Below are 26,049 nucleotides of genomic sequence, written 5' to 3'. Positions count from 1 at the left end.
CCTGTCTCAATCATCCAAAGAAATCCGCAATGCCATCGGCAATGCCCTGTGCGGCTTTCTTAATACCAGCTTCACTGTTCATCAGACGCTCCTCTGACGGATTGGAGATGAAGGCAACCTCCACCAATGTTGCTGGCATATCCGTATGCTTTACAACGTAAAAATTACAACTCTGGGTTCCACGGCTCTGGGTTCCCAGCTGATCGATAACTCCCGAACGGATTTTATCCGCCAATTCCCGCGAACGCTTTGACCCCAGCGAATAATAATAGCCGGTTGTTCCCTTCGCAGCACCATTGGTGAACGAATCCATGTGAATCGAAACAAAAATATCCGAACCATTCTGGTTGGGGATATCGCAACGGGCCTGCAGCTCCTCAATGTCGCTGGCATCAGCCCCCTTAGGAGAGACCTCCGTATCCGTCTCACGAGTCATATAGACCGACGCCCCCTCTGCCACCAGCAGGCGTCTTAATTCCTGCGCCACGCGCAGAGTAACGCTCTTCTCCATTACGCCCGTAGGTCCGATAGCACCGGAATCACTTCCGCCGTGACCAGGGTCAATGGTGATCTTTCTGCCTCGCAATCCCGTAATCCCTGCCAGCTCTCCATCGACATCATCCTGAGGTTTGTTCTCCGATTTAGATTCTGGTTTCGCGGCAGGTTTAGGCGTAGGCTTGGTTGTCGGCTTCGTTGATGGTGCCGGCGTTGGTTTACTCTTCGGCAAATCAATCTTTGTCCCAGAGGTATCGCCACTTAGGTCGCCGATATCCAGCACCACGCGGCCTGCTACCGGCCCGCCCTTTAGCGAAAACACCTTGTGATTCTGTTTGCCGACCTTGCTCTCGACCACAATCCGCACGGTCTGCGGATTGAACTGAGCCACGCGGGCCTTCCCCACAAAGCGGCTGTTCACCCCGTACTCTTTTTTGAGCTTCGGCGAAAGCCAGGCATTCGGGATATCTACCACCAGGCGGTCTGGTTCCCCCAGGGACATCGCCTTAAACTTCACTTCTTTATTGGCATCGATTACGATGCGCGTCTTATTTGCTTCTGTACTGACCCGAACGCCAGTTACCTCAGCCATGCCGCTTACCCGCTGCCCAAAATTCGTATCAGCTGCGAAAGCCGGCAGGGTGAAAAGCATCATATATAATGTGACAAGAATCAAACGAATTATTCTCCGTCTCATCAAATCCCTCCCTACAGGCACATATACCTTATTATCATATGTCTCTTGCAAAAAATCAAGAAACTTATGTACGAAAAAGGCCTTCCTAGGGAAGGCCTAACAATCCTGTAAAGAGAATCCAATATATTAGAGCATATTATTAAGGAATGCTTTGGTACGCTCCTCCTTGGGCTGCGAGAAAAACGCATTCGGTTCTCCCTGCTCCACAATGTTGCCGCCCGCCATAAAAATAACCTGACTGGCTGCCTCTCGGGCAAAGGCCATCTCATGGGTAACTACCACCATCGTCATATGTTCTTCGGCAAGTTCCCGCATCGTTTTGAGCACCTCTCCCGTAAGCTCCGGATCGAGAGCTGACGTTGGTTCATCAAACAGCATAATATCCGGCTTCATGCAAAGCGCCCGGGCAATGGCCACACGCTGCTGCTGACCACCGGAAAGCTGTGAGGGATAGTAATCCGCACGGTCTAAGAGTCCGACCTTGGCTAATAGTTCCTTAGCATACGGCTCAATTTCCTCGCGCTTAAGTCCCTTCACATGAATCGGTGCTTCCAACAGATTTTCCAAGACCGTCATATGAGGAAACAGATTGAACTGTTGGAATACCATGCCCATACAACCCAGGAGTTTACGCTCCACCTTACTTTCTGCATACTCGGCCTCACCGTTTTCCTTGGTAACCGCCAAAAACTCACCTTCAATTTCAATAGAGCCGCTGTTAATCGTCTCCAGCTTGTTAATGCAACGCAAAAGTGTGCTCTTTCCAGAACCCGAAGGGCCAATAATTGCCAGTACCTCCCCCCGGCGTACCTCCAAGTCAATTCCCTTCAGGACTTCAAGCGCACCGAAGGATTTATGAATATCATGCATCCGCAGCATGACATCGCCCTTAGTTGTCGTATTTGCCATAATATGCCTCCAGTTTCTTGAAGCCCCACGTCAACACAAACGTCATTGCCAGATAGAACACCGCCGCAATCAAAAACGGCGTCATATCAAATTCCCGCTGCACGATAGTTCGCGCTACTCGTAACAAATCGTTCATCGCCAAAATATAGACCAGCGACGTATCCTTTACGAGATTGATGGTCTCATTGCTGACCGGCGGCAAAACCATGCGGAACACCTGCGGCAGGATAATGCGGCGCATTGTCTGTGGATAACTCATCCCTAAAGTCTTGGCAGCTTCATACTGCCCCTTCGGTACCGATTGAATTCCGGCTCGGAAGATTTCCGCAAAATACGCCGCATAGTTAAGCGTAAAGGCCAAGAGTGCTGCTGCGATATCCGGCAAACGGATTCCCACCATCGGCAGGGCAAAATAGACAAAGAGCAGCTGCAACATGAGCGGCGTACCGCGCATGAGCCAAATATAAAACTCCACCAACCGCGACAGCAGTTTCAGTGACGACAAGCGTCCCAAAGCCGCCAACATCCCCAATGGCAAAGCAATAATCAAGGTGACAAAGAAAATTTCCAGCGTGATTTCTGATCCTTCCAACATCAACAGGAAGGTATCCAGCAGCTTATCCATCCAACAATCTCCTTTAGTATAGCAAAGCGTTAATACGCTAATTATACACGAAACCACCGCTGCTGTAAAGCAAAGAGGCAGGCCCATCGGCCCGCCTCCTGTTATCCGTATCTTATTTTTTCGTGATATCCTTGCCGAACCATTTCTCGGAAATCTTGGCAATTGTGCCATCAGCCTTCATTTCATTGAGGACTTTCTGCACTTCATCGCGAAGCTGCTGGTTGTCCTTTCGGAAAGCAATGCCAAATTCGCTGACGTCACCGACTACAGCATCAACCGCTTCAATAGAATCCGCATGTTTACTCATGTAGTAACGCCCCGTAATCTCATCGCCTACCACAGCATCAATCCGGCCGTTTTCCAAATCCATAAAGGCCGAAACATAATCGGAGTACTTCTTGACCTCTTTGACATCCTTCTTGAAGAAATCCGATTTATCCATGTACTCTTCTGCCGTACCTGCACTCTGCGTGCCAACGACCTTGCCAGCCAGGCTCTTTTCATCGCGGATATCCGCCGTGCCCTTCTTTACGAAAATGATCTGGCGGTTATCCATATACGGGTCAGAGAACAGCATATTCTCTTTGCGCTTTTCGGTAATATCGAGCCCATTCCAGAGAATGTCCACGCGGCCACTCTTTAACTCCGCTTCTTTACTCGACCAATCGATTGCCTTGAACTCCACCTCACGTCCCAAACGCTTGGAAGCCTCTTTCGCCAAATCGATATCGAAACCAACGATTTCATTGTTCTCATCTTTAAATCCCATCGGCGGGAAATTATCATCGAGTCCCACTACGATTTTTTTGCCGTCCGAAGAACCGCCATCTTTCGCTTTATCACTGCCACAGCCACTGACAAGAGCCGCCGTCATTACCGCCGCCATGCCAAATGCTAAAAGTTTTCTCCAATTCATAATGAAACGCTCCTTTTCATTTCTTTATCTCATTAAAGGATTAACATGATGCTATTATACTGTAACTCTGTAAACAATGTCAAGCACTATTTTTTCTACGAAATCACATTATTTTGCGCAAATGGCAGGTTTTTTCCTTTGAAAGGCGAATAGTATAGTATATAATACGGATTTCCGTAGTCTAAGGAGGGGATTAGTTTGCGAGCTGTTTCCGTAGAGGATTTAAAACCTGGAATGATTCTCGCCCGCACCATCGTCAATCCGGACATGGTCGTGGTTTTATCTGAAGATACATTATTGACCAAAGCCCATATCACACGTTTGACCTTTTTGAATATCCCGGTCGTTTATGTAAAGGATGAGTATGAACTCAGCCAGAACTACCAGACTGTATCCACGATATTCAACCGCGGCAATGCTTTTGTCAAGGAATACGAGGGTGTCGTACAGGAAGCCCGCTCCATCTTTGCCGAAACCGGAGCAACCGGTACCATTCCGGTAGAGAAGACCGAAAACCTGATGAAAAGCGATATTGCCCCGATGGCAGCCAACAGTGGTACCATCGATTATCTTTACGAGTTGAATCATCTGGCCAGCGACATTTACAACCATTCGTTGCGCGTTTCCATTCTATCCGGCGTCATCGCGAAATGGATGCACTTCGATCGTGCGAAACGCAGAGATATCATGTTAGCTGGATTTCTTCATGACATCGGCAAAACGAAATTCCCGCAGCGCCTGCTGGATAAAAATGTCAACAACCTGCAGGGCGAAGATTATGAGGCCTATATCAAGCATACGGTCGACGGCCATCATATCTTGAACGCCCAGCCTGGTCTTTCCGATGGCGTAAAGCTCGCTGCCATGCAGCACCATGAGCGGATGGATGGGACCGGCTTCCCCTTCAACTGCATGGGAGCCGACATCCACGAATACGCGCGTATCATCATGATTGCCGATATCTACGACAATATCACCACCGAGCGTGAAGGCTACGTAAAACAGACTCCGTTTTCGGCCATTGCACTGATTACGGAAAGCATGTTCACCTCATTAGATCCTACCGTCTGCGTTCCAGTGCTCACCCATATCAAGGATGCTTTCCTTGGTTCGCGGGTCACGTTGAACAATGGCGAAAAGGGTATTATTGCGGCCTATCCCAATGACTTTGCCGCACATCCGGTTGTTAGCATTTCTCCTGATGAAATCATCAATCTCAATGAGCATCCGGAACTTACGATTACGGAGTACAACCCCAAATAACCGATTTTGAACATAAACAGCCCCGCATAAGCTGGACATTTTCCAAGCTTATGCGGGGCTGTTTTATGCCTATCGGCAAAAATTAACGCTCGTATTTTTCGCCAAGGCGTTTTAATTCTTCTGGCTCAATCAGCAACATGTAATCCGCTTTCAGCCGCCATTTCCAGTTCAAACCCACCGTTCCCGGTGTATTCATCCGGCTGCGCTCATCCAGATGCAGGATATCCTGCATCGGAACAATTGCCAAGCGGGCATTTGACGCATACGCAAAAGCGATAAGCCCGGCAGCCACATCCTGCGGCCGATCAGCCTTGGCATGCAGCAAGCCTGCCACTGCAGCCCGCACGGATTCATCAATATCTTGATTGTACCAGCCAACCGTCGTATTGTTATCATGCGTTCCCGTGTATACCACGCTGTTCTCGGGGACCACACAGCCAAGCCGCCCCTGCTCATTGAAATGCAAGCAGAAATGCAGTACTTTCATTCCAGGGAACCCGCAGGCATCACGAAGCTGTTCCACCTCATCGGTAATAATGCCTAAGTCCTCAGCAACAATGCGGAACCTATCACCGAATTCCCGGCGAAGCTCATCAAAAAACGGCTTCCCGGGGCCCTTGACCCAACGGCCATTGATAGCTGTCGATGCCTTGCCGTCCACTTCCCAGAAGGACTCAAATCCGCGGAAGTGATCGATACGGACGATATCCACCATCGCGAACAGCTTGTGGAAACGCTTCTTCCACCAACTGTAATTTTCTGCCTTCATCGCTTGCCAATCGTACTGAGGATTGCCCCAAAGCTGTCCCGTTGCACTAAAGTAATCCGGCGGAACTCCAGCCACCGTGTTGGCCGTGCCATCTTCCCGAAGATCAAAAAGTTGCTGGTTTGCCCAAACATCGGCACTGTCCCCGGCCAGGAATATCGGCATATCCCCCATAATCTGAACGCCCTGTGATTTGGCATAATCATGGAGCCGCTGCCACTGGATAGCAAATAGATATTGCTCGAACTTAACCATTCCAATAGCATCGGCCAGTCGTTTCCTAAGTTCCGCCAATGCCTGGGGATCACGCCCCCGGATGGGTTCCGGCCACTTGCTCCACTCCTTCCCCTTGTATTCCCGCTTAGCTGCCTGGAATAACGAAAAATCCTCCAGCCAATCCGCTTCTTTCCGGCAAAATTCCTGATACTCTTCATTTTTATCCATCGTATGCTGGAATTTCGTCCAAGCCTTTTTGAAACATTTCTGCTTGAAATGCTGGACCCATTCAAAATCGATAAAAGGGGAATTGCTCACATAAGGCACCCTGGCCTCAGCTGCCGTTAACCACTTCTTCTCAATCAATTCGTTCAAATCAATCAGCAAGGGATTCCCGGCGAAAGCCGAGCTCGACTGGTAAGGGGAATACCCCACGTTATCCACAGGCCCCAAGGGGAGAATTTGCCAGACCTTTTGCCCAGCGGCCTTGAGAAAATCAACGAATTTGTACGCTTCGTTACCCAGATCCCCGATTCCATATTTAGACGGCAGTGAAGTGGGATGAAGCAATATGCCTGCCTGACGCTTATAGGCTCGGGGAGCCCGCTTATGCTGGAGCAGGACCCCAGTCAGCGGCTCAAGCCTTAACTCCACTTTGCCGCGGGTGACCTCATACACATCATCACTCCCCAGCGCATCGACAAAATGCCCCTCTGCGAAATCGCTGACATCCATTTCCAGGGTATGGGTTTCCGTCCGGCTCCGGTTAAAGGCAGCCAGGAAGGCTTCATCTTTTTCTTCTTGTCCGAACACATCCCTGCCGCCGCGGATGACCCGGGCATAGGCGATACAATCCCCTTCTGCCAGGAGTGGCAGCAGCGCACCAGTCTGCAGCGCCGGATGTTCATTGCGCAGGGCAATGATTTTCTCATACCAATGATTCAGATAAGGATCTCCCTTCCCCCAAGGATACGGCCGGCGATTATATGGATCTTTAAATCCCTGCATGCCGATTTCATCACCATAGTAGACACAGGGAACCCCTGGATAAGTCATCTGCCAAAGTGAAGCCATCATCAACCGTTCTACCCCAAGATTATACTGATCCTTGTCCAGCCTTGACCGCGACTGCTCTACGGCCGGCATACCATCGTAATAAGCAGCCTCGCCCAGGATTGTTATAGCTCGCTGAACATCATGACTTCCAATGAGGTTCATCATGGCATAGAAATTTTCCTTGGGATAATTCTCCCGCAGACTCTCGAAGCGCCGCATTGCCTGCCGCCCATCATTCCGGTATAACAAAAAGTCAAACAAAATATCCCGGAACGGATAATTCATCGCCGAATCCATTTCCTGACCGCAGAGATATTCTCGAGGCGTTCCATAAGCAATCTTATGAGACGCATCCTCCCATACCTCACCAATCATAACGGCTTCGGGATTCGTCTTTTTCAATTCCGCAAAAAAAGCCTGCGAAAAAGGCTCCGGCAGTTCATCGATGACATCGAGACGCCAGCCAGCGATTCCCTCCTTCATCCAATGATGGAGCACGCTATCTTCATTGTGAATGATAAAATCCATATAAGATGGTGTCGTCTCATTGACATTGGGAAGCGTATTGAAATTCCACCAACTGTCATACTCATAAGGGAAATTGCGGAAGCTATACCATTCATAGTAAGGAGATTCCTTGGATTGAAACGCGCCCACCGTATCATAGGCACCAGCCCGGTTAAAATAACGACTGTTGCTGCCCGTGTGGCTGAATACACCGTCGAGGATTATGCGTATTCCCTGCTCTTTCGCCGCCTGAACCAATTCACGAAAATCCTCTTTCGTCCCTAGAATCGGATCGATTTTGTGATAGTCTCCCGTATCGTAATGATGATTGCTTTCCGATTCAAATACCGGATTGAGATAGAGGACTGAAATCCCTAATTTCTTCAGATAACCGAGTTTCTCCTTGATTCCCTGTAGATTCCCGCCAAAGAAATCATACGCCACAATCTCTTTCGTATCCGGGTCTTTGTAGTAACAAGGATCATCGGACCAATCCGCATGATATACGGCTCCCTTTTTGGGAATAATCCGCTCTCCCGTCCGATAGAAACGATCTGGGAAGATTTGATACATCACGCTGTGTTTGAACCAATCCGGGGTTTTAGCCCCTTTGTTGTATACCGTGATCTGAAACGATGGCGGTACATGGTCATATACTTCCCCCAAGCCACCGAGCTGTTCTGGATTGTTTCCATAATAGCAAGTGCCATCGGCAGTGGTGATTATAAAATAATACCAAAGCAAGCAGCCTTTTTCCGGCAAATCCAGCGTAATGGAATAATATTTTTCCTCACTGGACCATTCATCCTTGGTGGTGAGCGTAAAGAGCTTCTCGCCAAACCGGTCATGCCATCCCCGCATAAGCACGCTCTGGATGGACTGGCAGGTTCTCAAACGAATTCCGAGTTTTATTTTAGAACCAGCTTCTGCGGCTCCAATTGGGGAACGAAAATAAACATTTCGGGAATTATGCTCAACCTCATTTCTTCCCAGCATAAAATCCCCTCCTTTTCTCATTTTTCTTGCATAAAGGGCGGCAATTCCCTTGCCGCCCTATCCTGCTTTGTTATTCCTCTAACAGTTTCCGGTACAGCTCTTTGTATTCTTTCGCAGAATTCTTCCAGCTGTAATCCGTATTCATTGCATTTGCCACAATATGCTGCCACTCTTCGAAATTCTCGTAAGCGCTAAGCGCACGCTTCAGCGCATACATCATTTCATGGGCATTGTAATCCCCGAAGACAAATCCATTGCCTTCATTGGTGTATTTATCGTACTGCTGAACCGTATCTTTAAGTCCACCAGTCTCACGAACGACTGGAACCGCACCATAGCGCAGGGCAATCAGCTGACCGATACCACAAGGCTCATAATCCGACGGCATCAGGAAAATGTCAGCTGCTGCATACATGCGCTGAGCCAATTCATTGGAGAACTTGATATTGGCCGAAACCTTATTGGGGAAACGCCACTCAAGCCCTTTGAACCACTCTTCATATTCTCTATCGCCAGTTCCAAGCATAACGAACTGAATATCCTCATGCTGCAGGATTTCATCCATCATGCGAACAATAAGGTCGAGACCTTTCGCAGAAACGAGCCGCGAAACCAGTGCCACCATCGGCGTGCGGCGGTTATTCGGAAGCCCCAGTAAATTCTGCAATTCCGTTTTATTGTCAGCCTTACGATCGCGGCTGTCGATATCATAGGTCTCAAACAGATTCGCATCCGTAGACGGATTGTAGACATTGTAATCCAAACCATTTACAATGCCAAACAGCGTATCCTGACGGCTGCGGAGCAGGCCATCTAAGTGCTCACCAAAGTATTCATACTGAATTTCCTGTGCATAGGTCTTGCTGACTGTAGAGATATAATCCGCATAGATAATACCGCCCTTCATGAAATTGACGGCATCATAAAATTCCAAATCACCATTGTTGAAATACTTCCAGTCAATCCCTAAGACATCGCTCATAACCTCTTTGGGGAACACGCCCTGATACTTGAGATTGTGAATCGTATAAAGCGTGCGAATATCGCGATAGCGTTCATCATCCATATGCTCGAGTTTCAGCAGGACATTGACGAGCCCTGCATGCCAGTCGTTGGTATGAATGACATCCGGCCAAAAATCCATGACCGGCAGCAAATTCAAGACAGCACGACAAAAGAAGGAAAAGCGTTCTGCATCATCGTCATAACCATAGAAACCTTCACGGCCGAAGTATTCCTGATTATCGACGAAGTAATAAGTAATCCCGTCCTTTTCGTATTTATCCAGACCCACATATTTTTTGCGCCAAGCTACATCCAATTCGCCATCATAGACGTGCTCCATAGCGTTGGTATACTTCGGGTCAATCTTGCCAAATTTCGGCATGATGACACGGATATCTACATTCTCCTCTTTCAGTGCCTGAGGAAGAGAACCTGCTACATCAGCCAAGCCTCCCGTTTTGGCAAAAGGCACTACTTCCGATGCTACATAAAGAACTTTCATACCCATATCCTCCTTATTTATCGCCGGCGGCAACTGCTTTTTTCTTCACCGTTTTTTTACGGGCTGCCGTCGTAACAGCAGCAGATTTTTTCGTTGCCTTCTTAGGGGTAGTTGCTTTCTTATCGGCAGCAGCTTCCGATTCTTTTTTTGCTGCTGTCGTTTTTTTCGTGGCCGCTTTCTTGGTGACTGCTTTCGTGGCTGTCTTAGCGGTAGAAGCTTTCTTAGCCACCGCCTTCTTGGGCTTTTCTTCCTTTGGCTTTTCTACTTTTGCCGTCGTCACTTTAGCTGTGGTCTTGCGAGTCGTTTTCTTGGCCGCAGTTTTTTTGGCAGTTTCCGTCTTTTCTGCTTCCGTCTTTTTCGGACGGCCGCGGCGCTTAGCCGGAGCCTTTACTTCAGCGGCTTCTGCCTTATCGGCAGATTCTTTTTCCTCATGGCCTCTGGCATCTACTTCCGCCGAAGCCTCAGGAAAAGACGTGCCTGCACCAGTTTGACCATTTAAACGCAAATAGATGGTTGCCAGTGGCGGAATAGTAAGCGTAATGGACTGCTCCCGATTATGCCAGGGAATATCCACTGAAGCGATTTCATTTGCATTCTTGACACCACTGCCGCCAAAGGCCTCATCATCCGAATTGAATACCTCCACATAATTTCCCTTAGAGGGCACGCCAATCCGGTAATTATGACGAACTTCCGGCGTGAAGTTGCAGATGGCAATGATGAAATCGTTGCTATCCTCTGCCTTGCGGATAAAGGATACAATGCTGTTCTCATTATCGTTGCAGTCAATCCACTGGAAGCCATTCCAATCGAAATCCACCTGCCAGAAAGCCTTGTGGTCACAATAGAACTTATTAAGCGCCTTGGAATACTCCTTCATCTTTGTATGCATATCATATTGTTCCACCAGATGCCAATCCAAGCTGTCATCGTAATTCCACTCGATAAACTGCCCGAACTCGCCCCCCATGAACAACAGCTTCTTGCCCGGATGAGCCATCCAATAACCAAAGAACGAACGCAAACCTGCAAATTTCTGCCAATAATCTCCAGGCATCTTGCTGATAAGCGAACACTTGCCGTGAACCACTTCATCATGGGACAGTGGCAATACAAAGTTTTCCGAGAACGCATACATGAACGAGAACGTGACCTTATCGTGATTCCATTTGCGATAGATGGGGTCTAAGCTCATATATTTGAGCATATCGTTCATCCAACCCATGTTCCACTTGTAGTTGAAGCCCATACCGCCCATATAGACCGGTTTGGAAATCAACGGCCAGGCCGTAGACTCCTCAGCAATCATCAACGCCTGGGGATGATACTGGAAGATAGCCTCATTGAGCTTCTTCAAAAAATCCATGGCTTCCAGATTGCCCGTGTCACCATATTTATTGGGCTGCCACTCACCGTCTTTGCGCCCATAATTGAGGTAGAGCATATTGGCAACTGCATCAATGCGCAATCCATCAATGTGAAATTCTTCAAACCAGAACATGGCATTAGAAATCAGGAAACTCTGGACCTCCGTACGGCCGTAATCGAAGTTCGTGGTTCCCCACTCCCAATTTTCGGCACGAGTCTCATTATCCGACTCATAGAGGGTCTGCCCATCGAAATGACGGAGTCCTTGCTCATCCTTGCAGAAATGCCCCGGTACCCAGTCCATGATAACCCCGATGCCATTTGCATGGGCCCGATCAACCAGATAACGGAAATCATCCGGCGTTCCATAGCGGCTGGTAACCGCATAATACCCCGTTGCTTGATAGCCCCACGAACCATCAAAAGGATGTTCGCAAAGCGGCATAAACTCAATATGAGTATAGTTCATGTCCCGAACGTAGTCAATTAACTGGTCAGCCAGTTCGCGATACGACAAATATTCCCCATCGGCATTGCGGCGCCAGGATCCGGCATGAACCTCATAGGTAAGCATCGGACGCTCATAAGAGGATTCCCGGCGTTTCTGCTCAGCCCAAGCATTATCCTTCCATTCATAATGGCTCATGTCATAGACCCGCGAGGCCGTATTCGGTTTCTTTTCCGCATAGAATCCATAGGGATCCGCCTTTAAGATACGAGGCCCCCCCCACTGCGGTTCAATCGCATATTTGTAAAGCGCCCCCTCCGGGATGTTTTCCAAAAAGACCGACCAAATCTCCCCATCGTCCAAACGAGTCATCGGATTTACCCGGTCATCCCAGTTGTTAAAGTCACCAACAACCGTGATGGATTTCGCATGCGGTGCCCAAACCGCAAACCGTACGCCCTTCTTGCCATTTTCTTCCACGAAATGAGCGCCGAGCATCTCATAGGCATGATAATTGGTTCCCTGATGGAATAAATATCGGTCAAATTCACTAAGATCTGATGTTTTCAAATTAATCCCCCTCTGTTATATCCATTGATAGGCAGGCGAATCCCCACTCGCCTGCCATCAATAATCCGGCTTTATTACGGAATCATAACAGGTTTTACCTGCCAGATTTCATTTGCGTACTCGTCAATAGTCCGGTCAGACGAGAAGCATCCGGAATTTGCAATATTCATAGCTGATGATTTGAGCCAATGGAAACGGTCCTGATACCGTTTCATGATTTCTACATGGGCTGCAGCATACGCATTGAAATCCTTCAGGATAAAGAACTCATCATTGGCATGGACCAAGTATTCATAGAGCGAACGGAAATCGCCATAGGTCCCATCCGTCAACTGATTCACTACGATACGAACGTTTTCATTGGTATTGTACTCATCCCAAGCGGAATAAGTTCCCGTTGCGTAATAATTGAGTACCTCCTCAGCACGCAGGCCAAAGATGACGCAATGCTCATCACCGCCTACTGCCTCACGGATTTCGACGTTGGCTCCATCGAGAGTTCCCAACGTAATGGCGCCATTCATCATGAATTTCATGTTGCCTGTTCCTGAAGCTTCTTTCGAGGCAGTAGAAATCTGCTCACTGACATCGGCTGCCGGATAAACAATCTCACCAATCGATACGCCAAAATTTTCAATAAAGACGATTTTGATTTTGCCTTTGATAGACTTATCGTTATTGACTTTATCCGCTACAGCGAGAATCAGGCGAATCGTCTCTTTCGCAATATAATATCCTGGCGCTGCTTTGCCGCCGAAGATATACGTAGTCGGCAACATGTCAAAATTCTTATCCGTCTTGAGCTTATGATACTGGTACATGATATGCATGATATTCATAAGCTGACGTTTATAGGAATGGATGCGTTTTACCTGAATATCGAAAATCGAATCCGGGTTGACCTCGATGCCATTGTGTTCCTTAATGTATTTTGCCAGCGCCTCCTTGCGGAGATGTTTGATTTTGCCCAATTCTGCCAAGAACGGTTTGTCCTCTACGTAGTCATTGAGCAAATCCAACTGTTCGGGATGCCGATGCCAACGGCGGCTGCCAATAGTCGCATCAATGAGGTCGGCCAGTTCTGGATTAGCCCCCATAAGCCAGCGGCGATGCGTGATTCCATTCGTTTTATTGTTGAACATCTTCGGATTGTACTCATAGAAATCGCGAAGCGTCGTATCCTTCAAAATATCCGAATGAATTTTGGCGACACCATTGACGCTGTGACCGCCTACGATGGAAAGTCTTGCCATATGGACCAAGCCATCCTGGATAATGGACAAGGCATGAACCTTACCTTCGTTACGCGGATAACGAGCCCGAACCTCCAAGAGATGACGGCGATTGATTTCGTCGATAATCATGTAGATGCGCGGCAAAAGCTCCCGGAACATATCCACAGGCCACGTTTCCAAAGCCTCTGGCATAATCGTGTGGTTGGTATAGGCAATGGTATTTTTAGTGATAGCCCATGCCTCATTCCACTCGAAGCCTTCCTCATCCACCAGGATGCGCATAAGCTCTGCCACCGCCACTGCCGGATGGGTATCGTTAATATGGATAGCAATCTTCTGCGCAAAGTCATGAAGGTTCATGCCCGTCTTCTTGAAGTGACGGACAATACTCTGCACGCCAGCAGAAGTCATGAAGTATTCCTGTATCAAACGCATGCGGCGGCCTTCATAGGTGCTGTCATCCGGATACAGGTAACGCGTAATGCTTTCCACAAACAGGCGATATTCATTTTTCTGCCGCATCTGTTCCTGCGTCAACATGCCATAGTCCGAGAAATCCCGGTTGACCTCTGCATTCCAAAGGCGCAGCGTATTGACCGTATTGTTGTGATACCCTACAATTGGCACATCATACGGGACTGCCATAACGGTCCGCGCATGTTCGTGAACCAGCTTGAGGCTGCCATCTGGCATTTCCTTCATGTAGGCGTTACCGCCAAACTTAACGTCTACAGCCTTATCTGGCTTGCGATATTCCCAGGCAAAACCATTTTTCAGCCAATTATCCGGAATCTCAACCTGGTTGCCATTGATGATTTTTTGTTCAAACAAACCATACTGATAGCGGATGCTGCAGCCATGACCAGGCAGACGATGCGCTGCCATCGAATCGATAAAGCAAGCAGCCAGGCGGCCTAAGCCACCATTGCCAAGACCTGCATCCGGCTCTTCTTCGAATACCTCAGAAAGTTTCAAGTCAAAGCCTTCCAAGACTTCGCGAACAGCTTCTTCAATGCCGAGATTGATCAAATTGGACTTCAGCAATCGTCCCATCAAAAATTCAATGGAGAAATAATAGACCTGTTTCTCCTCACGCTCTCCATAAGTGCGATTCGTCTTAATCCAGTTATCGGAAATGTACTGCTTGGCAGTTGCTGCCACAGTCTGATAGATTTCATTTTCCGTCAATTCATTGAGGTCACGGCCCCACATGATATGAGCGGTGTTCACGAAACGAACTTTAAGACCTTCTTTGAGTTTTTCAAATTCCTTACTCTTTGGTCCCTTCTGTTTTTTTTCTTTCTTTTCTCTTGCCAAATAAAACACTCCCCTTTGGCCTTGAGCCACGAAACCCTTGAGTTTTTATAACAAGAACAGCCGTTGTCCGATCCCACTGCCCGTTATAAGCAATGGTACCTCGTTACAACGGCTGACTTTGCCTATCAAATTACGACATTCTTGGTAACAATCAGCGGATAGTTAGCAGCTCCCTTGAGCCACTTCTCCTTGGAAATGATGACATTCTTATCACAGATGACATTTTCCAGCAGCGAACCTTCTTGGATATCGCACTTCTGCATAATGATAGAATTCTTGATTTTGACTCCCTCAGCCACTTTAACTCCGCGGAACAAGATGCTATTCTCTACTTCTCCACGGACAATGCAGCCATTGGCAATCAGTGAATTATTGACCTTGGCAGTTTCCTTATACTGGACCGGCACTTCATCCTTTACCTTCGTGTAAATGGGATGCTGCCCCATAAAGAGCTCCTCCCATACCTCTGGCTGCAGGATATCCATGTTGGCCTTGTAGTATGCTGCCGTAGAATCCACGTGTGCTACATAACCATCATGTTCAAAGCCGTAGATGTTATACTCTGCGGCGCGGCGGATAATACCATCAATCAGGAAGTCCTGTCCGCCATGCTCATAGGTATAGCGAATCATCTCAACAAAGATGCGCTTCTCCATGAGATAGACGTTCGTAGAAACCTGCGTCCCGTCATAAGCAGCTGGTTTCTCCGCAATATCCGTAACCAGACCATTCTCAGCGGTTTCGATAACGACATTCTTGCCATGAGATTCCTCGCTTGCCGTATTATAAACCACCGTGATATCGGCATTCGTGTTCTGGTGGAAACGCAACAACTGGCTAAAATCCACATTATAGACGAAACTGCCGCTGGTAAGAAGGACGTAGCGCTGGGAACTGTGCTCGAAGAAATCCAGATTATGATAGAAATTCTTCAAATCCCCCTTGCGGTTCATATCTTCCTGCTGTGGGGCGGGAAGATAAAACAAGCCATCATGGCGGCGGGCCAAATCCCAATCCTTACCAGAACGCAGATGGTCCAGTACGGAACGCGGTTTATCCGGCAGCATGACTCCGACATTTGAAATGCCGGAATTCACCATGCTGGACAAGGTAAAGTCAATCAACCGGTAACGGCCGGCAAATGGAATCGACTCTACGGCACGGCGCGCCGTCAGGTCGCGAATCAAGCTATTATCTTCCTGAAGATTGATAATCCCCATTACTGTTTTCAATTTTATTCACTCCGATCCAACTACGACTAGGTTGCTGTTTATATGCTGCGACTCAGCCAGCCTGTTTGCTGCCTGCCTCACTCTCTACTGTCTCGCCTTCTGCTACGACAGTAATGGCACCTTTCTCACCAGCTACCTTCGCACCTTCTGCGATTTCACAGTTCTGAGCGATAATTGCATAGTCGACAACGGCATTTTCCCGAATGACCGTTGAAGGCATAACGACCGAATTCGTAATCTTCGCGCCTTTCCCGATGCGCACGCCCGGGAAGATGACGGAATTTTCGACTTCGCCTAAAACCATGGAGCCTTCACTTACCATGGAATTCTTGATTTTGGCATCTGGACCGACAAAATGCGGTGGCATAGACGGATTGGAGGAATAAATCTTCCAATCTCCGTTGAGCTCGAAGGGCGGAACGTCCTGCAGAAGGTCCATGTTCGCCTGCCAAAGGCTTTCAATCGTTCCGACATCTTTCCAATAGCCATCGAATGCGTAGGAATAGAGACGTGCTTTATCTGCCAGCATCTTGGGAATGATGTTTTTGCCGAAGTCATGGCTGCTGGTCTCATCTTTTGCATCATCCTCGAGGTATTTCTTGAGGAAGTTCTTGTTGAAGATGTAGATTCCCATCGAGGCCAGATTGCTCTTCGGATTTGCCGGTTTCTCCTCAAATTCTTCGATACGGCCGTCTTTGTCCGTGTTCATGATACCAAAGCGTGGAGCTTCATCCCAAGGGACTTCAATTACGCCGATTGTTGCCTCGGCCTTGTTCATCTTATGAGCATCGAGCATCCAAGAGTAATCCATCGTATAAATGTGGTCCCCGGAAAGGATCAGGACATAGTCCGGATCTGCCAGGTCAATGAAATTGAGGTTCTGATAGATGGCATCTGCCGTTCCACGATACCATTCTGCCCCTTTTTCTCTCGCATACGGTGGCAGGATAAATACGCCTCCGTCCTTCTTGTCGAGGTCCCAGGCACTTCCTGACGCTAAATAGTTATGCAGTTCCAACGGACGGTACTGCGTCAGCACACCGACTTTCTCAATGCCCGAATTCGCACAGTTGCTCAGCGGGAAATCAATAATGCGGTATTTACCCCCAAACGGCACGGCCGGCTTGGCGATTTTCTTCGTCAGCGCCCCCAAACGGCTGCCCTGGCCACCAGCCAGGATCATTGCTAAGCATTCTGTCTTTCTCATAAAAAATCCCCCTTGGATGTTGTGGAAAAGTCAGTCTCCCCTAATTTGACTGCTTTTCGAATATATATCTATAAAAACAGACCCAGTCTGTTAATATACACAATCCGTATGCAAAACAAGGCTCCCACGCATCTTATTTCTTGCACCGTTATCTCCCGTCGGATAGCGGTCGATCTCCACATCAACGGACCTTTTCGGGCCACCGTCTATCCTCCTGAAAAAATTCTTATACAATGAAATTCGATAAATTTTTTCAATCTCCTGCTTAACAATAAAAAAAAATAATATTTTTTATATATATTTTTATAAAGCTAAATTATTATAATTATAAAAAAAAAGACGCTTTTATGAAATCTTCTTCATAAAAACGTCCAAGCCAGCGCACCGATAAAAGTCGCCAGGCTAAACCCTCGGATTACATTGCATAGTATCTGCCCTCGTGGGCCGTAAACCTTCAACACGATGGGCTGCAATTCATAGACCAAAAAAGAAACACAGACAAAGATCAGCGGTGCATCGTCGTTAACCCATTCATAGCCCAAAATGACTACCGCTAGAACAATAGCCAGGACCTCGCCCCGGGCATAGCCCGGCGGTTTGGGATGCAGTGCTTCATCGTGCTCAGCACGACTGACAGGTACGCCAAACGCATCGACGCGTTCTTCCTCCTTGGCGAACCATCGATATCGCATAATTATACCTCCCCGTACTGTTACAAGCATGCCGCATTATAGACCAAATTGTCCAACATACGATACAAAATGTCACCCGGACAGTCCGTCGAATTGTACTCGCGGTGTCCCTTGATATGTTCCCGATTGACTGGAAATCCATAGTAACGACTCAACGCCCGCAAGAGCTTGGCCGCCGACTCCATCTGTGCCGAAGTAGGATGTGCTTCCATAAAGTTTCCTACGATATTGACCCCAACGGTGTGCCAATTCTGCTGATAGCAGTGAGCCCCCAGCATATTCATTGGGCGGCCGCGTTCAATGGTTCCATCTTTTCGAATCAAGAAATGATAGCCAATACCAGCCCAGCCATTATTCTTGTGCCATTCATGAACTTCTTCTGCCGAAACATCGCGATTCGTACCACCGATGTGATGGATAACCACCCCATCCGTCGTCGTACGCGCCTGCAACGAACTGAACTGCAGATACGTCTCGCGGATGGAAACTCCCGAGAGATCATTGCCTCCCCCCCAGGCAGCTTCCACAGCCTTATGATGCATTAGTCCCGGTGCCAGTGTTAGTCCCGCTCCCATACATATGGTATTTTTCAAAAAATCTCTGCGATTCATATTATCAACCTTACTTTTCTACAATAACGAATTATATTGTATCCTCTCTTTCTGAAAATCATCAGTAAGACCAAATTCCTAATCCCTCATCCCCTACCAGCCCCTAAGCAATTCCATATCTTCCCGCTTCCCCCACAATCCTTGCACAAAAAAGGACTGTGAAAATCCCTTCATAGTGACATAAAATATAGAAGCCTCCATAAGATTGATCGATCGACCTTATGGAGGCTTCTATGAATTTATCCACACACTTTTTCAAATTACAGTTTACAGGGGAGTATTACCCAGTTCGTATTCGAGACAAATCGCCGGCGGCGGGGGCCCCAGTACCAACGCTCCACCGGTGACAACCCGCTACAAGAAATTTTTGCCTTTTAATTAAGAGTTGGAAAACAGTTAAACGCGCTTCGCTTGGACGAAACTGCTTTTCCAACGAGAACGCAGACAGAAATTTCTTGCTTCACGCGGAACGTCAAGGCTACGCTTATGGTACTGGGACCCCGCCACCTCGGTTAGAGCCAGCACGAATTGCTGCGCCCTCGGAGGGATTAGCCCTGCGAAACTCGCCACAGACTCAGCCGCCGCTAGGGGCAGTGCCATAAACGAAGCGTTTGATGTTTTCCGTGAAGAACGAAATTTTTATCCTCACCGTTCGTCGAAAAATTGCTATCGTTCAAGCGAAGCGCGTTTTGCAACTTTTTCGATGCTTAATTAAAGATAAAAATTTCGTTTAGAAAAACATCTCCCGCGTAGTGTTGGCACTGCCCCTAGCGGCGGCGAAGAGTTGCTTCGAATAAAGCTCCACTAACCGATAAACTGTAATTTCACAGCCCCTTTTCGCTTTGCTTAATTTGCCGATGGAATTGGACGAAGTTCCCAAGTGCCATCGCCTGCCAAATGCAGCTCAGTATCATGCTGCGCAAATAGCGTAGAACGATGCCCAACGCTTACGATGCTGGCATGAGGAAGTTCTCGTTTCAAAAGTTCATACATTTCCTGTTCCCGCGGCTCATCGAGGGCTGAGGTCGCCTCATCCAGGAAAATCCAATCAGGCTTCACGAGCAAAACCCGGGCAAAAGCCAGCCGCTGCTGTTCCCCCAAGGAAAGAATGCGGCTCCAATCATCCACCTCATCGAGTTTTCCGATAAATTTTTCCAAGCCCACCAGCCGCAACACTTCTTGCAGCCGTTCATCACTTCCCGAAGCCGACAGCGGATAATAGAGCGCACGGCGCAGACTCCCCAGCGGCAGATAAGGGCGCTGCGGCAAGAACAGCGTCCGGCTGCCTGCCGGCAGGCTCACTTCGCCTTTACCATACGGCCAGATGCCAGCTAACGTACGCAGCAGCGTGCTTTTGCCGCAGCCAGAGGATCCCGTTACCAAAGCATAACGGCCCTGCGGGATCGTTAATGTGCAAGTAGCCAGCAGCGTCCGCTCATCCGGCAGCTGAACCTGCAGATTTTCCAGACTCAGATTATCCGTTCCGCTTTCCGACCGGCAGACGCCATTTGAGATTTCACTCACATCCGCCATGTGTCCCGTAAACGTCGTGAGTCGGCGAATAACTGCCGCCAATTGCGCGATGGTATCGTAGGACTCGACAAAATACGACAACGCATCCTGCACCCGTCCAAAAGCCGACACCGTCTGCATGAGTCCGCCCAGGGCCATCGCTCCGGCAAAATACCTCGGCGCAGCCAGGACAAGCGGCACGATAATGGCCAGCTGTGCATAGCCATTCACATAGAAATTGAGCAGTTTCGTCTGACGCATCAGCTGCCAGTAGTTCTCGATGACTTTCGCAAACCGTTCCTTAAAGCCAACCGACTCCGGTTGTTCCCCGCGATAAAAGGCAACGCTTTCACTGTTTTCGCGCACCCGCATCATATTAAAACGGAAATCCGCTTCAAACCGCTGCTGATCAAAATTCAAACCGATAAGCTTGCGGCCCACCAAATGGGCACAAATAGTACCAGCTGCGGAATAAATCAACGAGAACCAGAACATATACCCATAGATAACAAACTCATGGCTCCCCACGGGCACGGTAAACGCCCCCGACAGATTCCAGAGCACGACACCAAAAGCCGCCAACGTTGTCAGCTGTTTCAAGAAGCCAATCAGCAGCTGCAGCGTCAACGTCACAAACTGATTGATATCTTCACTGATTCGCTGGTCCGGGTTATCCGTATCGCTCTTTAGGACCTGCAGGCGGTAGTAAACCTGGCTCTTCATCCATTTTCCGAGATACTGATTGGTAAGCCAAGTACGCCATTTAATCTGTACAGCCTGCCGCAGGTAAATCGCATAAACAGCAATGAGAATATGAAGCATTGCCAGCCCGGTGAACTCACCTACCAGCGGCCAAAACTGATCCGCCTGATAGCCCTGTAGGGCATTATAGAATTCGTTATACCAGCTGTTGATACAAACCAGCAGATATACATCAAAGAAGTTAAGTCCAATCACAAAAGCCAGCAGGCCCCTTGCCCGCCATTTATGTTCCGAATTCCAATAGCCGCGGAAAAGCTGCCAAAAACCATGCAGAAACTTCCCCTTCATAAAACCACATCCTTTTACTTGCTGTGTCAGAGATAATTTCAGTATAGCTTTTTCGCTTGTTTCCCGCAAGGCTTGATTATGGTAGAATAAAAGAAGTTTTATCCGTTTCATCGGGGAGGTTTCAACCGCAATGTTTTTATATCTTTTACTGATAATCGGGCTTATCCTGCTGGGACTGCTCTATCACTATCTACCCAGCAAACGAATCTTTTTCTTTTTCTGCCTGACGCTTTTGGCCGCCGGCAGCATCGCCTTTTTCTTCTGGCCCGTCAAAGCACCAGAACCAGCCGCCATGACCGAAGAAGAACTCAACTATCAAACCGAGCAGCAGCAAATCTTTGCCACCTGGTACGCCAGTTACCAAAAAGACCTTAGCGAGCTCGATCGGAACTGGCAATGGTATCACAATATCCTGGAAAATTTCAAAGAGGATAACATCAGCATTCAAACCACTTATGTACGCCTTAAGCAGCTCGAGCAGGACAGCCAACTTCTGCGTGACCGCATCAATCATCACGCACCACCGCTGGCACTCAACGATGGCTGCTACGATTTATTGATTGAAGTCATGAAGAAAACCAACGCCTACGCTGAGGCACAGTACCGTACTATCGCGCTGACCAAAGCGGCTGCTGACCCAGCGAATCTGCGCACCACCGACCAAGCCGAACAGAGCCGCATGCTCCAGGCCATCATGATTCGTGAACAACCTGTCGGCCTTTATACCGCCAAGGAAATCGCAGCCATCCGAGATTACCTCGACATTCAGCAGGATACACCAGCCGAAAATAAAGAAACAAAATAAGAGGCCCGCTGGCATATTTACTGCCAGCAGGCCTTTTATTTATTCGAAACTTAGTGTTTCTCTTGCTTTATTTCTATCAACGCATAGCTCTTGCTGCTACTTGTGCCCGATGTTTTTCCCGAAAATGATACCATACCATTGGCAGAATCAGCATAGGGATTCCGGCAAACAATGCCTCCTGCAAGTCCGGTGTAAAGACCATGACCACCAGGCAGAATACCTGCGACCAAATGCCAAACAACGTGACGTACGGGAAAAGCGGCGTCTTGTAACGAAGCTCCTCCACCGTTCCTTCTGCTATCTTCTGCTTACGGAAGCGATACTGGCTCCAGCAGATGGAAATCCAGGCAATAGCACCAGTAAAACCAGACACCGCCAACAGATACGTATAGATTACCGAATCCGGATTAAAGGCATAAATCAGGATTACTGCCCAACAAGCCCAAAGCGAAACCATAACCGACCGGGACGGCATACCATTGTTGTTGAGTTTCCCCAACGACTTCGGTGCCATATCCATCTTAGCCAGTGCGTGCATTGCCCGCGCCGCACCGTAAAGTCCCGAGTTGGAACAGGAAATTGCTGCCGTCAAGATGACAAAAGCAAAGAACGCACCGAATTCCGTAAATCCATACTGATTGACGGCTGCTGCAAAAACACTTTCCTCCAAGGACGCTTTATCCCAAGGAAGAATGGAAATCAACAGCGAAATCGGAATGATGTAGAGCGCGATGATGCGCCAAGTAACATTGCGAACGGCGATGGGAATACTCTTGGCCGGCTCCTTGCATTCCCCAGCTGCCAGCCCGATAATCTCCGTCCCCTGAAAGTTGACCAGAATGATGACCATCGTGAGCACAATCGACCAATAGCCATGGGGGGCAAAACCACCGCTGCCCAAAAGCACGCTGGTACCAATAAAGCCCTGGTCACCAATCAAACCGAGGCAGATGAGCCCTGCCACCACCGTGAAGGCCACGAGAGCGAGAATCTTGATAAGGGAAAGCCAGGATTCACTCTCGCCGAACTTATCGACATGAAACAGATTAATACAGGTCACAATCAGACTGAAGAACACCGCCCACCAAAGCTGACTGACCATCGGCAAAAAATTATTCATAATGATTCCCGCGGCTATCATTTCCGAGGGAACATAGGCGACCCAGGTAATCCAATAGGCCCAACCTACACCACACGCCCAAGTTGAAGAAATATGTTCTTGTGCATACGTGACAAAAGAACCCGAGACTGGTTTATCTACCGCCAGCTCTGCTAGACACAGCATGACACACAGCACGATAAGACCACCCAGTAAATAGGCCAGTATCGCTGCTGGGCCCGCTTTTTCGAGGACATACCCCGTACCGAGGAAATAGCCACTGCCAATTACTCCGCCAAGAGAAATCAGCTGCAAATGCCTATTCTTCAACCCTCTGTTCATTTTCGATTCGTTCATGACCTTACTAACACAACCTTCCCAGTGCCGCTGCCTGTTTGTGATTTGTATAGCGTCTGCCATCCGCGGCACTTCATTTTATATCCCTAAGAATACTACAAATCGCTGCATAATACTATAGTTTTATAAAATAAATTTCTCATACCGCCCGCGGCAGCAATACGATATAATAGTAGAGATAAATCCAGCAAGAGAGGTGTTTTCATGATTCCATACCGCACGATTGAAGAAACCGATGATTCCATCGAAACGCTTTACGAAATACAAAAATCAAAATTCATCACCCATCTTCGCCATGTTGACAGCGAAGAGGATGCCCGCGCTTTCATTCAATCCATGAAAAAAAAATACTTTGACGCCCGCCACAACTGTTCCGCCTACGTCCTCGGCGAAAGTGCCGATAAACAAAAATCCAACGATGACGGCGAACCGGGCGGCACTGCTGGCAATCCCATCCTCGAGGTCATCCGGAAAAACGACCTGACCAATGTCGTCGTAGTGGTTACCCGATACTTTGGCGGCATCAAGCTCGGCGCCGGCGGCCTCATCCGCGCTTACAGCCATGCAGCAGTTCTTGGCGTCGAGGCCGCTACCGTCCTAGCCATGACACCGTTTATCCAACTGGATGCCGCCGTTAGCTACGACCTGCTGGCCACCGTTGAGCACTGGATGCGCCAAAACGAAATCCGCAGTCTCGAAGCGGACTATGCCGAAACCGTCAGCCTGCACCTTTTAATCGAGCCAGCCAATCTCGAAGCCGTACAAGCCGCTCTTATCGACCTTACGGCCGGCCGCGCTATCCTCACCACCGGAGAAGAAAGCCTTATCGCCATACCGGTCCATTCATAAAAAAGGACCAGTCAAATCCTCAATGGAGTAGAAACCATCGATCGATTTGACTGGTCCTTTTAACTTTTCTTTGATCACAACATTCTGTCCTCTGCTGCCGCTTGTGCCTGGGATACCATCGCGCCGTACATAGCACTGGCTTCCGGACTGATGCTAACCGTAAAGGCTTCTCCAAAGACATGATCAGCAGCTACCTCTTTGATTTTATCCTCTACCGTGCGCAGCTGCTCACTAAGATTACTGATTTTCTCGACATTAGCCTCCCCGCCCATGCGATCAAGCTCAGCAATCTGTGAACGATAGTTGAATTTCTGCGCCCGCAGCGTTTCAATGGCCCCATCATCCCCTGATGGATTTGCAGCCCCTGCTTTTCCCATGAGATAGGGCGATATCCGATCCGTGGGATTGTAGAGCACATTGGGAATCGATACGACTTCCATATACTCACCTCATTCCTTATTGATCTTACCTTTATTATACCGAAAAATAAAGCAACAGGAAATAGGGCTTTCCTCCCCAAAATCAAATAATCGTTTCCCCATGATAAAGTTCTCCACCAATATCCGGTTTGACGCCATAACCAATAGCCCATTCGCATTTATATTTAATGGCCTGCGCATGGATACTCTCCATGCGGTCCTGGGTTCGTATCACTTTCCCCGGCACGCCAACCACCAGCGAATTGGGTGGAATCACCTCATTTTCACGGACCAGCGCTCCGGCAGCTATGACAGATCCGCGACCGATTTTCGCACCGGTCAAGATAGTGGCATTCATGCCAATGAGTACATGGTCCTCTATCTCACAGCCATGAACGACTGCCCCATGACCGATTGTCACGTAAGCACCAATCAAGCAGGGATGATCATCCGCCACATGGAGGCAGACGAGATCTTGGACATTGGAACATTCCCCTACCGAAATGTAGTTCACATCCCCACGAGCCACGACCCCAGGCCAAAGGCTGGCATACTTATCCACGCGCACATCGCCCGCCACAAAGACCTGCGGTGCCACAAATGCCTCTGCATGAATCTGCGGACAGATTCCCTGAAATTCATTTCCTGTCAACGTATACATAACCATCGCTCCTTTGCGATCTCACCCTGACAGCAAAATTGCATAGAAAAAGAGCTCCGCCCTCATCCACGAACCGCGAAGCCCTTATGCAAGGAAGTTTCACACCAAGCACAATCCTTGCTGTCGTACTTGCGAAAGTTTTTTCCTGAGTGGGATGCATTTCTTTCGTCTGCCTATCCCTTGGCTAATATAATATCACTTCAAATTTTCAAAAGCAAGCTTTTTTCCTCTCATTCTGACGCCTTTTGCTTTATTTTTTTATTCCGTCAGAAAAAGGAGGAATTCACGATTTTTTTGCGAATATTAGTTAGTGATTTTGTAAATCAAAGGAACCGTGAAATTACAGTTTATCGATTAGAGTAGCCTTATTCGAAGCAGCTCTTCGCCGCCGCTAGGGGCAGTGCCAACACTACGCGGGAGATGTTTTTCTAAACGAAATTTTTATCTTTAATTAAGCATCGAAAAAGTTGCAAAACGCGCTTCGCTTGAACGGTAGCAATTTTTCGACGAACGGTGAGGATAAAAATTTCGTTCTTCACGAAAAACATCAAACGCTTCGTTTATGGCACTGCCCCTAGCGGTGGCTGAGTCTGTGGCAAGTTTCGCAGGGCTAATCCCTCCGAGGGCGCAGCAATTCGTGACGGCTCTAACCGAGGCGGCGGGG

Annotated in this window: 20 protein-coding genes; 3 read left to right on the top strand and 17 right to left on the bottom strand. The window is 48.4% G+C overall.

The genetic code is table 11. The features are described from left to right. Nucleotides 1–10: 10 nt before the first annotated feature. The 4 genes from T504_RS0105835 to T504_RS0105820 all read right to left on the bottom strand — a co-directional run bounded on the left by T504_RS0105835 (nt 11) and on the right by T504_RS0105820 (nt 3,642). Nucleotides 11–1,192 carry an N-acetylmuramoyl-L-alanine amidase gene (locus tag T504_RS0105835; protein ID WP_033170134.1) on the bottom strand — a complete coding sequence of 394 codons (1,182 nt, stop codon included), beginning with the start codon at nt 1,190–1,192 and terminating at the stop codon, nt 11–13. A 126-nt stretch (nt 1,193–1,318) separates the two neighbouring features. Next, nucleotides 1,319–2,101, bottom strand: a complete 783-nt coding sequence (locus T504_RS0105830; protein ID WP_033170133.1) for an amino acid ABC transporter ATP-binding protein — start codon at nt 2,099–2,101, stop codon at nt 1,319–1,321. Next, nucleotides 2,082–2,726, bottom strand: coding sequence for an amino acid ABC transporter permease (locus T504_RS0105825; RefSeq protein WP_033170132.1), 645 nt, complete (start codon nt 2,724–2,726; stop codon nt 2,082–2,084). Before T504_RS0105825 ends, T504_RS0105830 begins: the two co-directional genes overlap by 20 nt. A gap of 112 nt (nt 2,727–2,838) precedes the next feature. Next, nucleotides 2,839–3,642: an amino acid ABC transporter substrate-binding protein gene (locus T504_RS0105820; protein ID WP_033170131.1), complete on the bottom strand. Its 804-nt coding sequence runs from the start codon at nt 3,640–3,642 to the stop codon at nt 2,839–2,841. Nucleotides 3,643–3,840: 198 nt separating this feature from the next. Between T504_RS0105820 and T504_RS0105815 the strand changes: the two genes are divergently transcribed. Further along, nucleotides 3,841–4,905: an HD-GYP domain-containing protein gene (locus tag T504_RS0105815; protein ID WP_033170130.1), complete on the top strand. Its 1,065-nt coding sequence runs from the start codon at nt 3,841–3,843 to the stop codon at nt 4,903–4,905. A gap of 82 nt (nt 4,906–4,987) precedes the next feature. On the opposite strand, the gene malQ is transcribed toward T504_RS0105815, so the two are convergent. From malQ to T504_RS0105770, 9 genes are all read right to left on the bottom strand, one after another. Next, entirely contained in the window at nt 4,988–8,446 is a 3,459-nt protein-coding gene (gene malQ, locus T504_RS0105810; protein ID WP_033170129.1) for a 4-alpha-glucanotransferase, read from the bottom strand. A 70-nt stretch (nt 8,447–8,516) separates the two neighbouring features. Further along, the gene (glgA, locus tag T504_RS0105805) at nt 8,517–9,953 is read right to left on the bottom strand and encodes a glycogen synthase GlgA (protein WP_033170128.1); all 1,437 of its coding nucleotides are present in this window, start codon (nt 9,951–9,953) and stop codon (nt 8,517–8,519) included. A gap of 13 nt (nt 9,954–9,966) precedes the next feature. After that, nucleotides 9,967–12,339, bottom strand: a complete 2,373-nt coding sequence (gene glgB, locus T504_RS0105800) for a 1,4-alpha-glucan branching protein GlgB (RefSeq protein WP_033170127.1) — start codon at nt 12,337–12,339, stop codon at nt 9,967–9,969. Between the two features lie 74 nt (nt 12,340–12,413). Next, nucleotides 12,414–14,900, bottom strand: a complete 2,487-nt coding sequence (locus tag T504_RS0105795) for a glycogen/starch/alpha-glucan phosphorylase (protein WP_143558673.1) — start codon at nt 14,898–14,900, stop codon at nt 12,414–12,416. 116 nt (nt 14,901–15,016) lie between these two features. Then, nucleotides 15,017–16,123 (bottom strand): glucose-1-phosphate adenylyltransferase subunit GlgD, encoded by a 1,107-nt coding sequence (glgD, locus tag T504_RS0105790; protein WP_033170125.1) that lies wholly within the window; start codon nt 16,121–16,123, stop codon nt 15,017–15,019. Between the two features lie 52 nt (nt 16,124–16,175). After that, a complete protein-coding gene (locus T504_RS0105785) occupies nt 16,176–17,330 on the bottom strand; it encodes a glucose-1-phosphate adenylyltransferase (RefSeq protein ID WP_033170124.1) in 1,155 nt (384 codons plus the stop codon). 359 nt (nt 17,331–17,689) lie between these two features. Beyond that, complete coding sequence (locus T504_RS0105780) at nt 17,690–18,022, bottom strand: hypothetical protein (RefSeq protein ID WP_033170123.1); 333 nt, start codon at nt 18,020–18,022, stop codon at nt 17,690–17,692. A gap of 20 nt (nt 18,023–18,042) precedes the next feature. After that, entirely contained in the window at nt 18,043–18,633 is a 591-nt protein-coding gene (locus tag T504_RS0105775) for a peptidoglycan recognition protein family protein (protein WP_033170122.1), read from the bottom strand. Between the two features lie 846 nt (nt 18,634–19,479). Continuing rightward, on the bottom strand, nt 19,480–21,195 hold the full coding sequence (locus tag T504_RS0105770; protein WP_033170121.1) for an ABC transporter ATP-binding protein/permease: 1,716 nt from the start codon (nt 21,193–21,195) through the stop codon (nt 19,480–19,482). 130 nt (nt 21,196–21,325) lie between these two features. On the opposite strand from T504_RS0105770, the gene T504_RS0105765 reads away from it, so the two are divergent. After that, complete coding sequence (locus T504_RS0105765) at nt 21,326–22,000, top strand: hypothetical protein (RefSeq protein WP_033170120.1); 675 nt, start codon at nt 21,326–21,328, stop codon at nt 21,998–22,000. Between the two features lie 76 nt (nt 22,001–22,076). Here T504_RS0105765 and T504_RS0105760 read toward each other — a convergent pair whose 3' ends face one another. Further along, nucleotides 22,077–23,456 (bottom strand): amino acid permease, encoded by a 1,380-nt coding sequence (locus T504_RS0105760; protein WP_173664278.1) that lies wholly within the window; start codon nt 23,454–23,456, stop codon nt 22,077–22,079. Between the two features lie 204 nt (nt 23,457–23,660). On the opposite strand from T504_RS0105760, the gene T504_RS0105755 reads away from it, so the two are divergent. Continuing rightward, entirely contained in the window at nt 23,661–24,305 is a 645-nt protein-coding gene (locus tag T504_RS0105755; RefSeq protein WP_033170119.1) for a YigZ family protein, read from the top strand. Between the two features lie 74 nt (nt 24,306–24,379). Here T504_RS0105755 and T504_RS0105750 read toward each other — a convergent pair whose 3' ends face one another. From T504_RS0105750 to T504_RS14915, 3 genes are all read right to left on the bottom strand, one after another. Further along, nucleotides 24,380–24,745 (bottom strand): hypothetical protein, encoded by a 366-nt coding sequence (locus tag T504_RS0105750; RefSeq protein WP_051635228.1) that lies wholly within the window; start codon nt 24,743–24,745, stop codon nt 24,380–24,382. Between the two features lie 82 nt (nt 24,746–24,827). Further along, the gene (locus T504_RS0105745) at nt 24,828–25,385 is read right to left on the bottom strand and encodes a gamma carbonic anhydrase family protein (protein WP_033170118.1); all 558 of its coding nucleotides are present in this window, start codon (nt 25,383–25,385) and stop codon (nt 24,828–24,830) included. A 447-nt stretch (nt 25,386–25,832) separates the two neighbouring features. Further along, nucleotides 25,833–26,049, bottom strand: a 217-nt coding sequence (locus T504_RS14915) for a hypothetical protein (RefSeq protein WP_231473871.1), incomplete at its 5' end; no start/stop codon positions are given.

The sequence above is a fragment of the Selenomonas sp. ND2010 genome (assembly GCF_000702005.1).
In the GTDB taxonomy this organism is placed as follows: Bacteria; Bacillota; Negativicutes; order Selenomonadales; family Selenomonadaceae; genus Selenomonas_A.
The sequence above is the reverse complement of the archived record's forward strand: the minus strand, read 5'-3'. Positions and strand labels throughout refer to the sequence as shown.

Coding starts and splice junctions, on each gene's coding strand:
- T504_RS0105835 (WP_033170134.1), bottom strand. CDS start 1,192: ATGAGACGGAGAATAATTCGTTTGATTCTTGTCACATTATATATGATG.
- T504_RS0105830 (WP_033170133.1), bottom strand. CDS start 2,101: ATGGCAAATACGACAACTAAGGGCGATGTCATGCTGCGGATGCATGAT.
- T504_RS0105825 (WP_033170132.1), bottom strand. CDS start 2,726: ATGGATAAGCTGCTGGATACCTTCCTGTTGATGTTGGAAGGATCAGAA.
- T504_RS0105820 (WP_033170131.1), bottom strand. CDS start 3,642: ATGAATTGGAGAAAACTTTTAGCATTTGGCATGGCGGCGGTAATGACG.
- malQ (WP_033170129.1), bottom strand. CDS start 8,446: ATGCTGGGAAGAAATGAGGTTGAGCATAATTCCCGAAATGTTTATTTT.
- glgA (WP_033170128.1), bottom strand. CDS start 9,953: ATGAAAGTTCTTTATGTAGCATCGGAAGTAGTGCCTTTTGCCAAAACG.
- T504_RS0105785 (WP_033170124.1), bottom strand. CDS start 17,330: ATGAGAAAGACAGAATGCTTAGCAATGATCCTGGCTGGTGGCCAGGGC.
- T504_RS0105780 (WP_033170123.1), bottom strand. CDS start 18,022: ATGCGATATCGATGGTTCGCCAAGGAGGAAGAACGCGTCGATGCGTTT.
- T504_RS0105775 (WP_033170122.1), bottom strand. CDS start 18,633: ATGAATCGCAGAGATTTTTTGAAAAATACCATATGTATGGGAGCGGGA.
- T504_RS0105770 (WP_033170121.1), bottom strand. CDS start 21,195: ATGAAGGGGAAGTTTCTGCATGGTTTTTGGCAGCTTTTCCGCGGCTAT.
- T504_RS0105765 (WP_033170120.1), top strand. CDS start 21,326: ATGTTTTTATATCTTTTACTGATAATCGGGCTTATCCTGCTGGGACTG.
- T504_RS0105760 (WP_173664278.1), bottom strand. CDS start 23,456: ATGAACGAATCGAAAATGAACAGAGGGTTGAAGAATAGGCATTTGCAG.
- T504_RS0105755 (WP_033170119.1), top strand. CDS start 23,661: ATGATTCCATACCGCACGATTGAAGAAACCGATGATTCCATCGAAACG.
- T504_RS0105750 (WP_051635228.1), bottom strand. CDS start 24,745: ATGGAAGTCGTATCGATTCCCAATGTGCTCTACAATCCCACGGATCGG.
- T504_RS0105745 (WP_033170118.1), bottom strand. CDS start 25,385: ATGTATACGTTGACAGGAAATGAATTTCAGGGAATCTGTCCGCAGATT.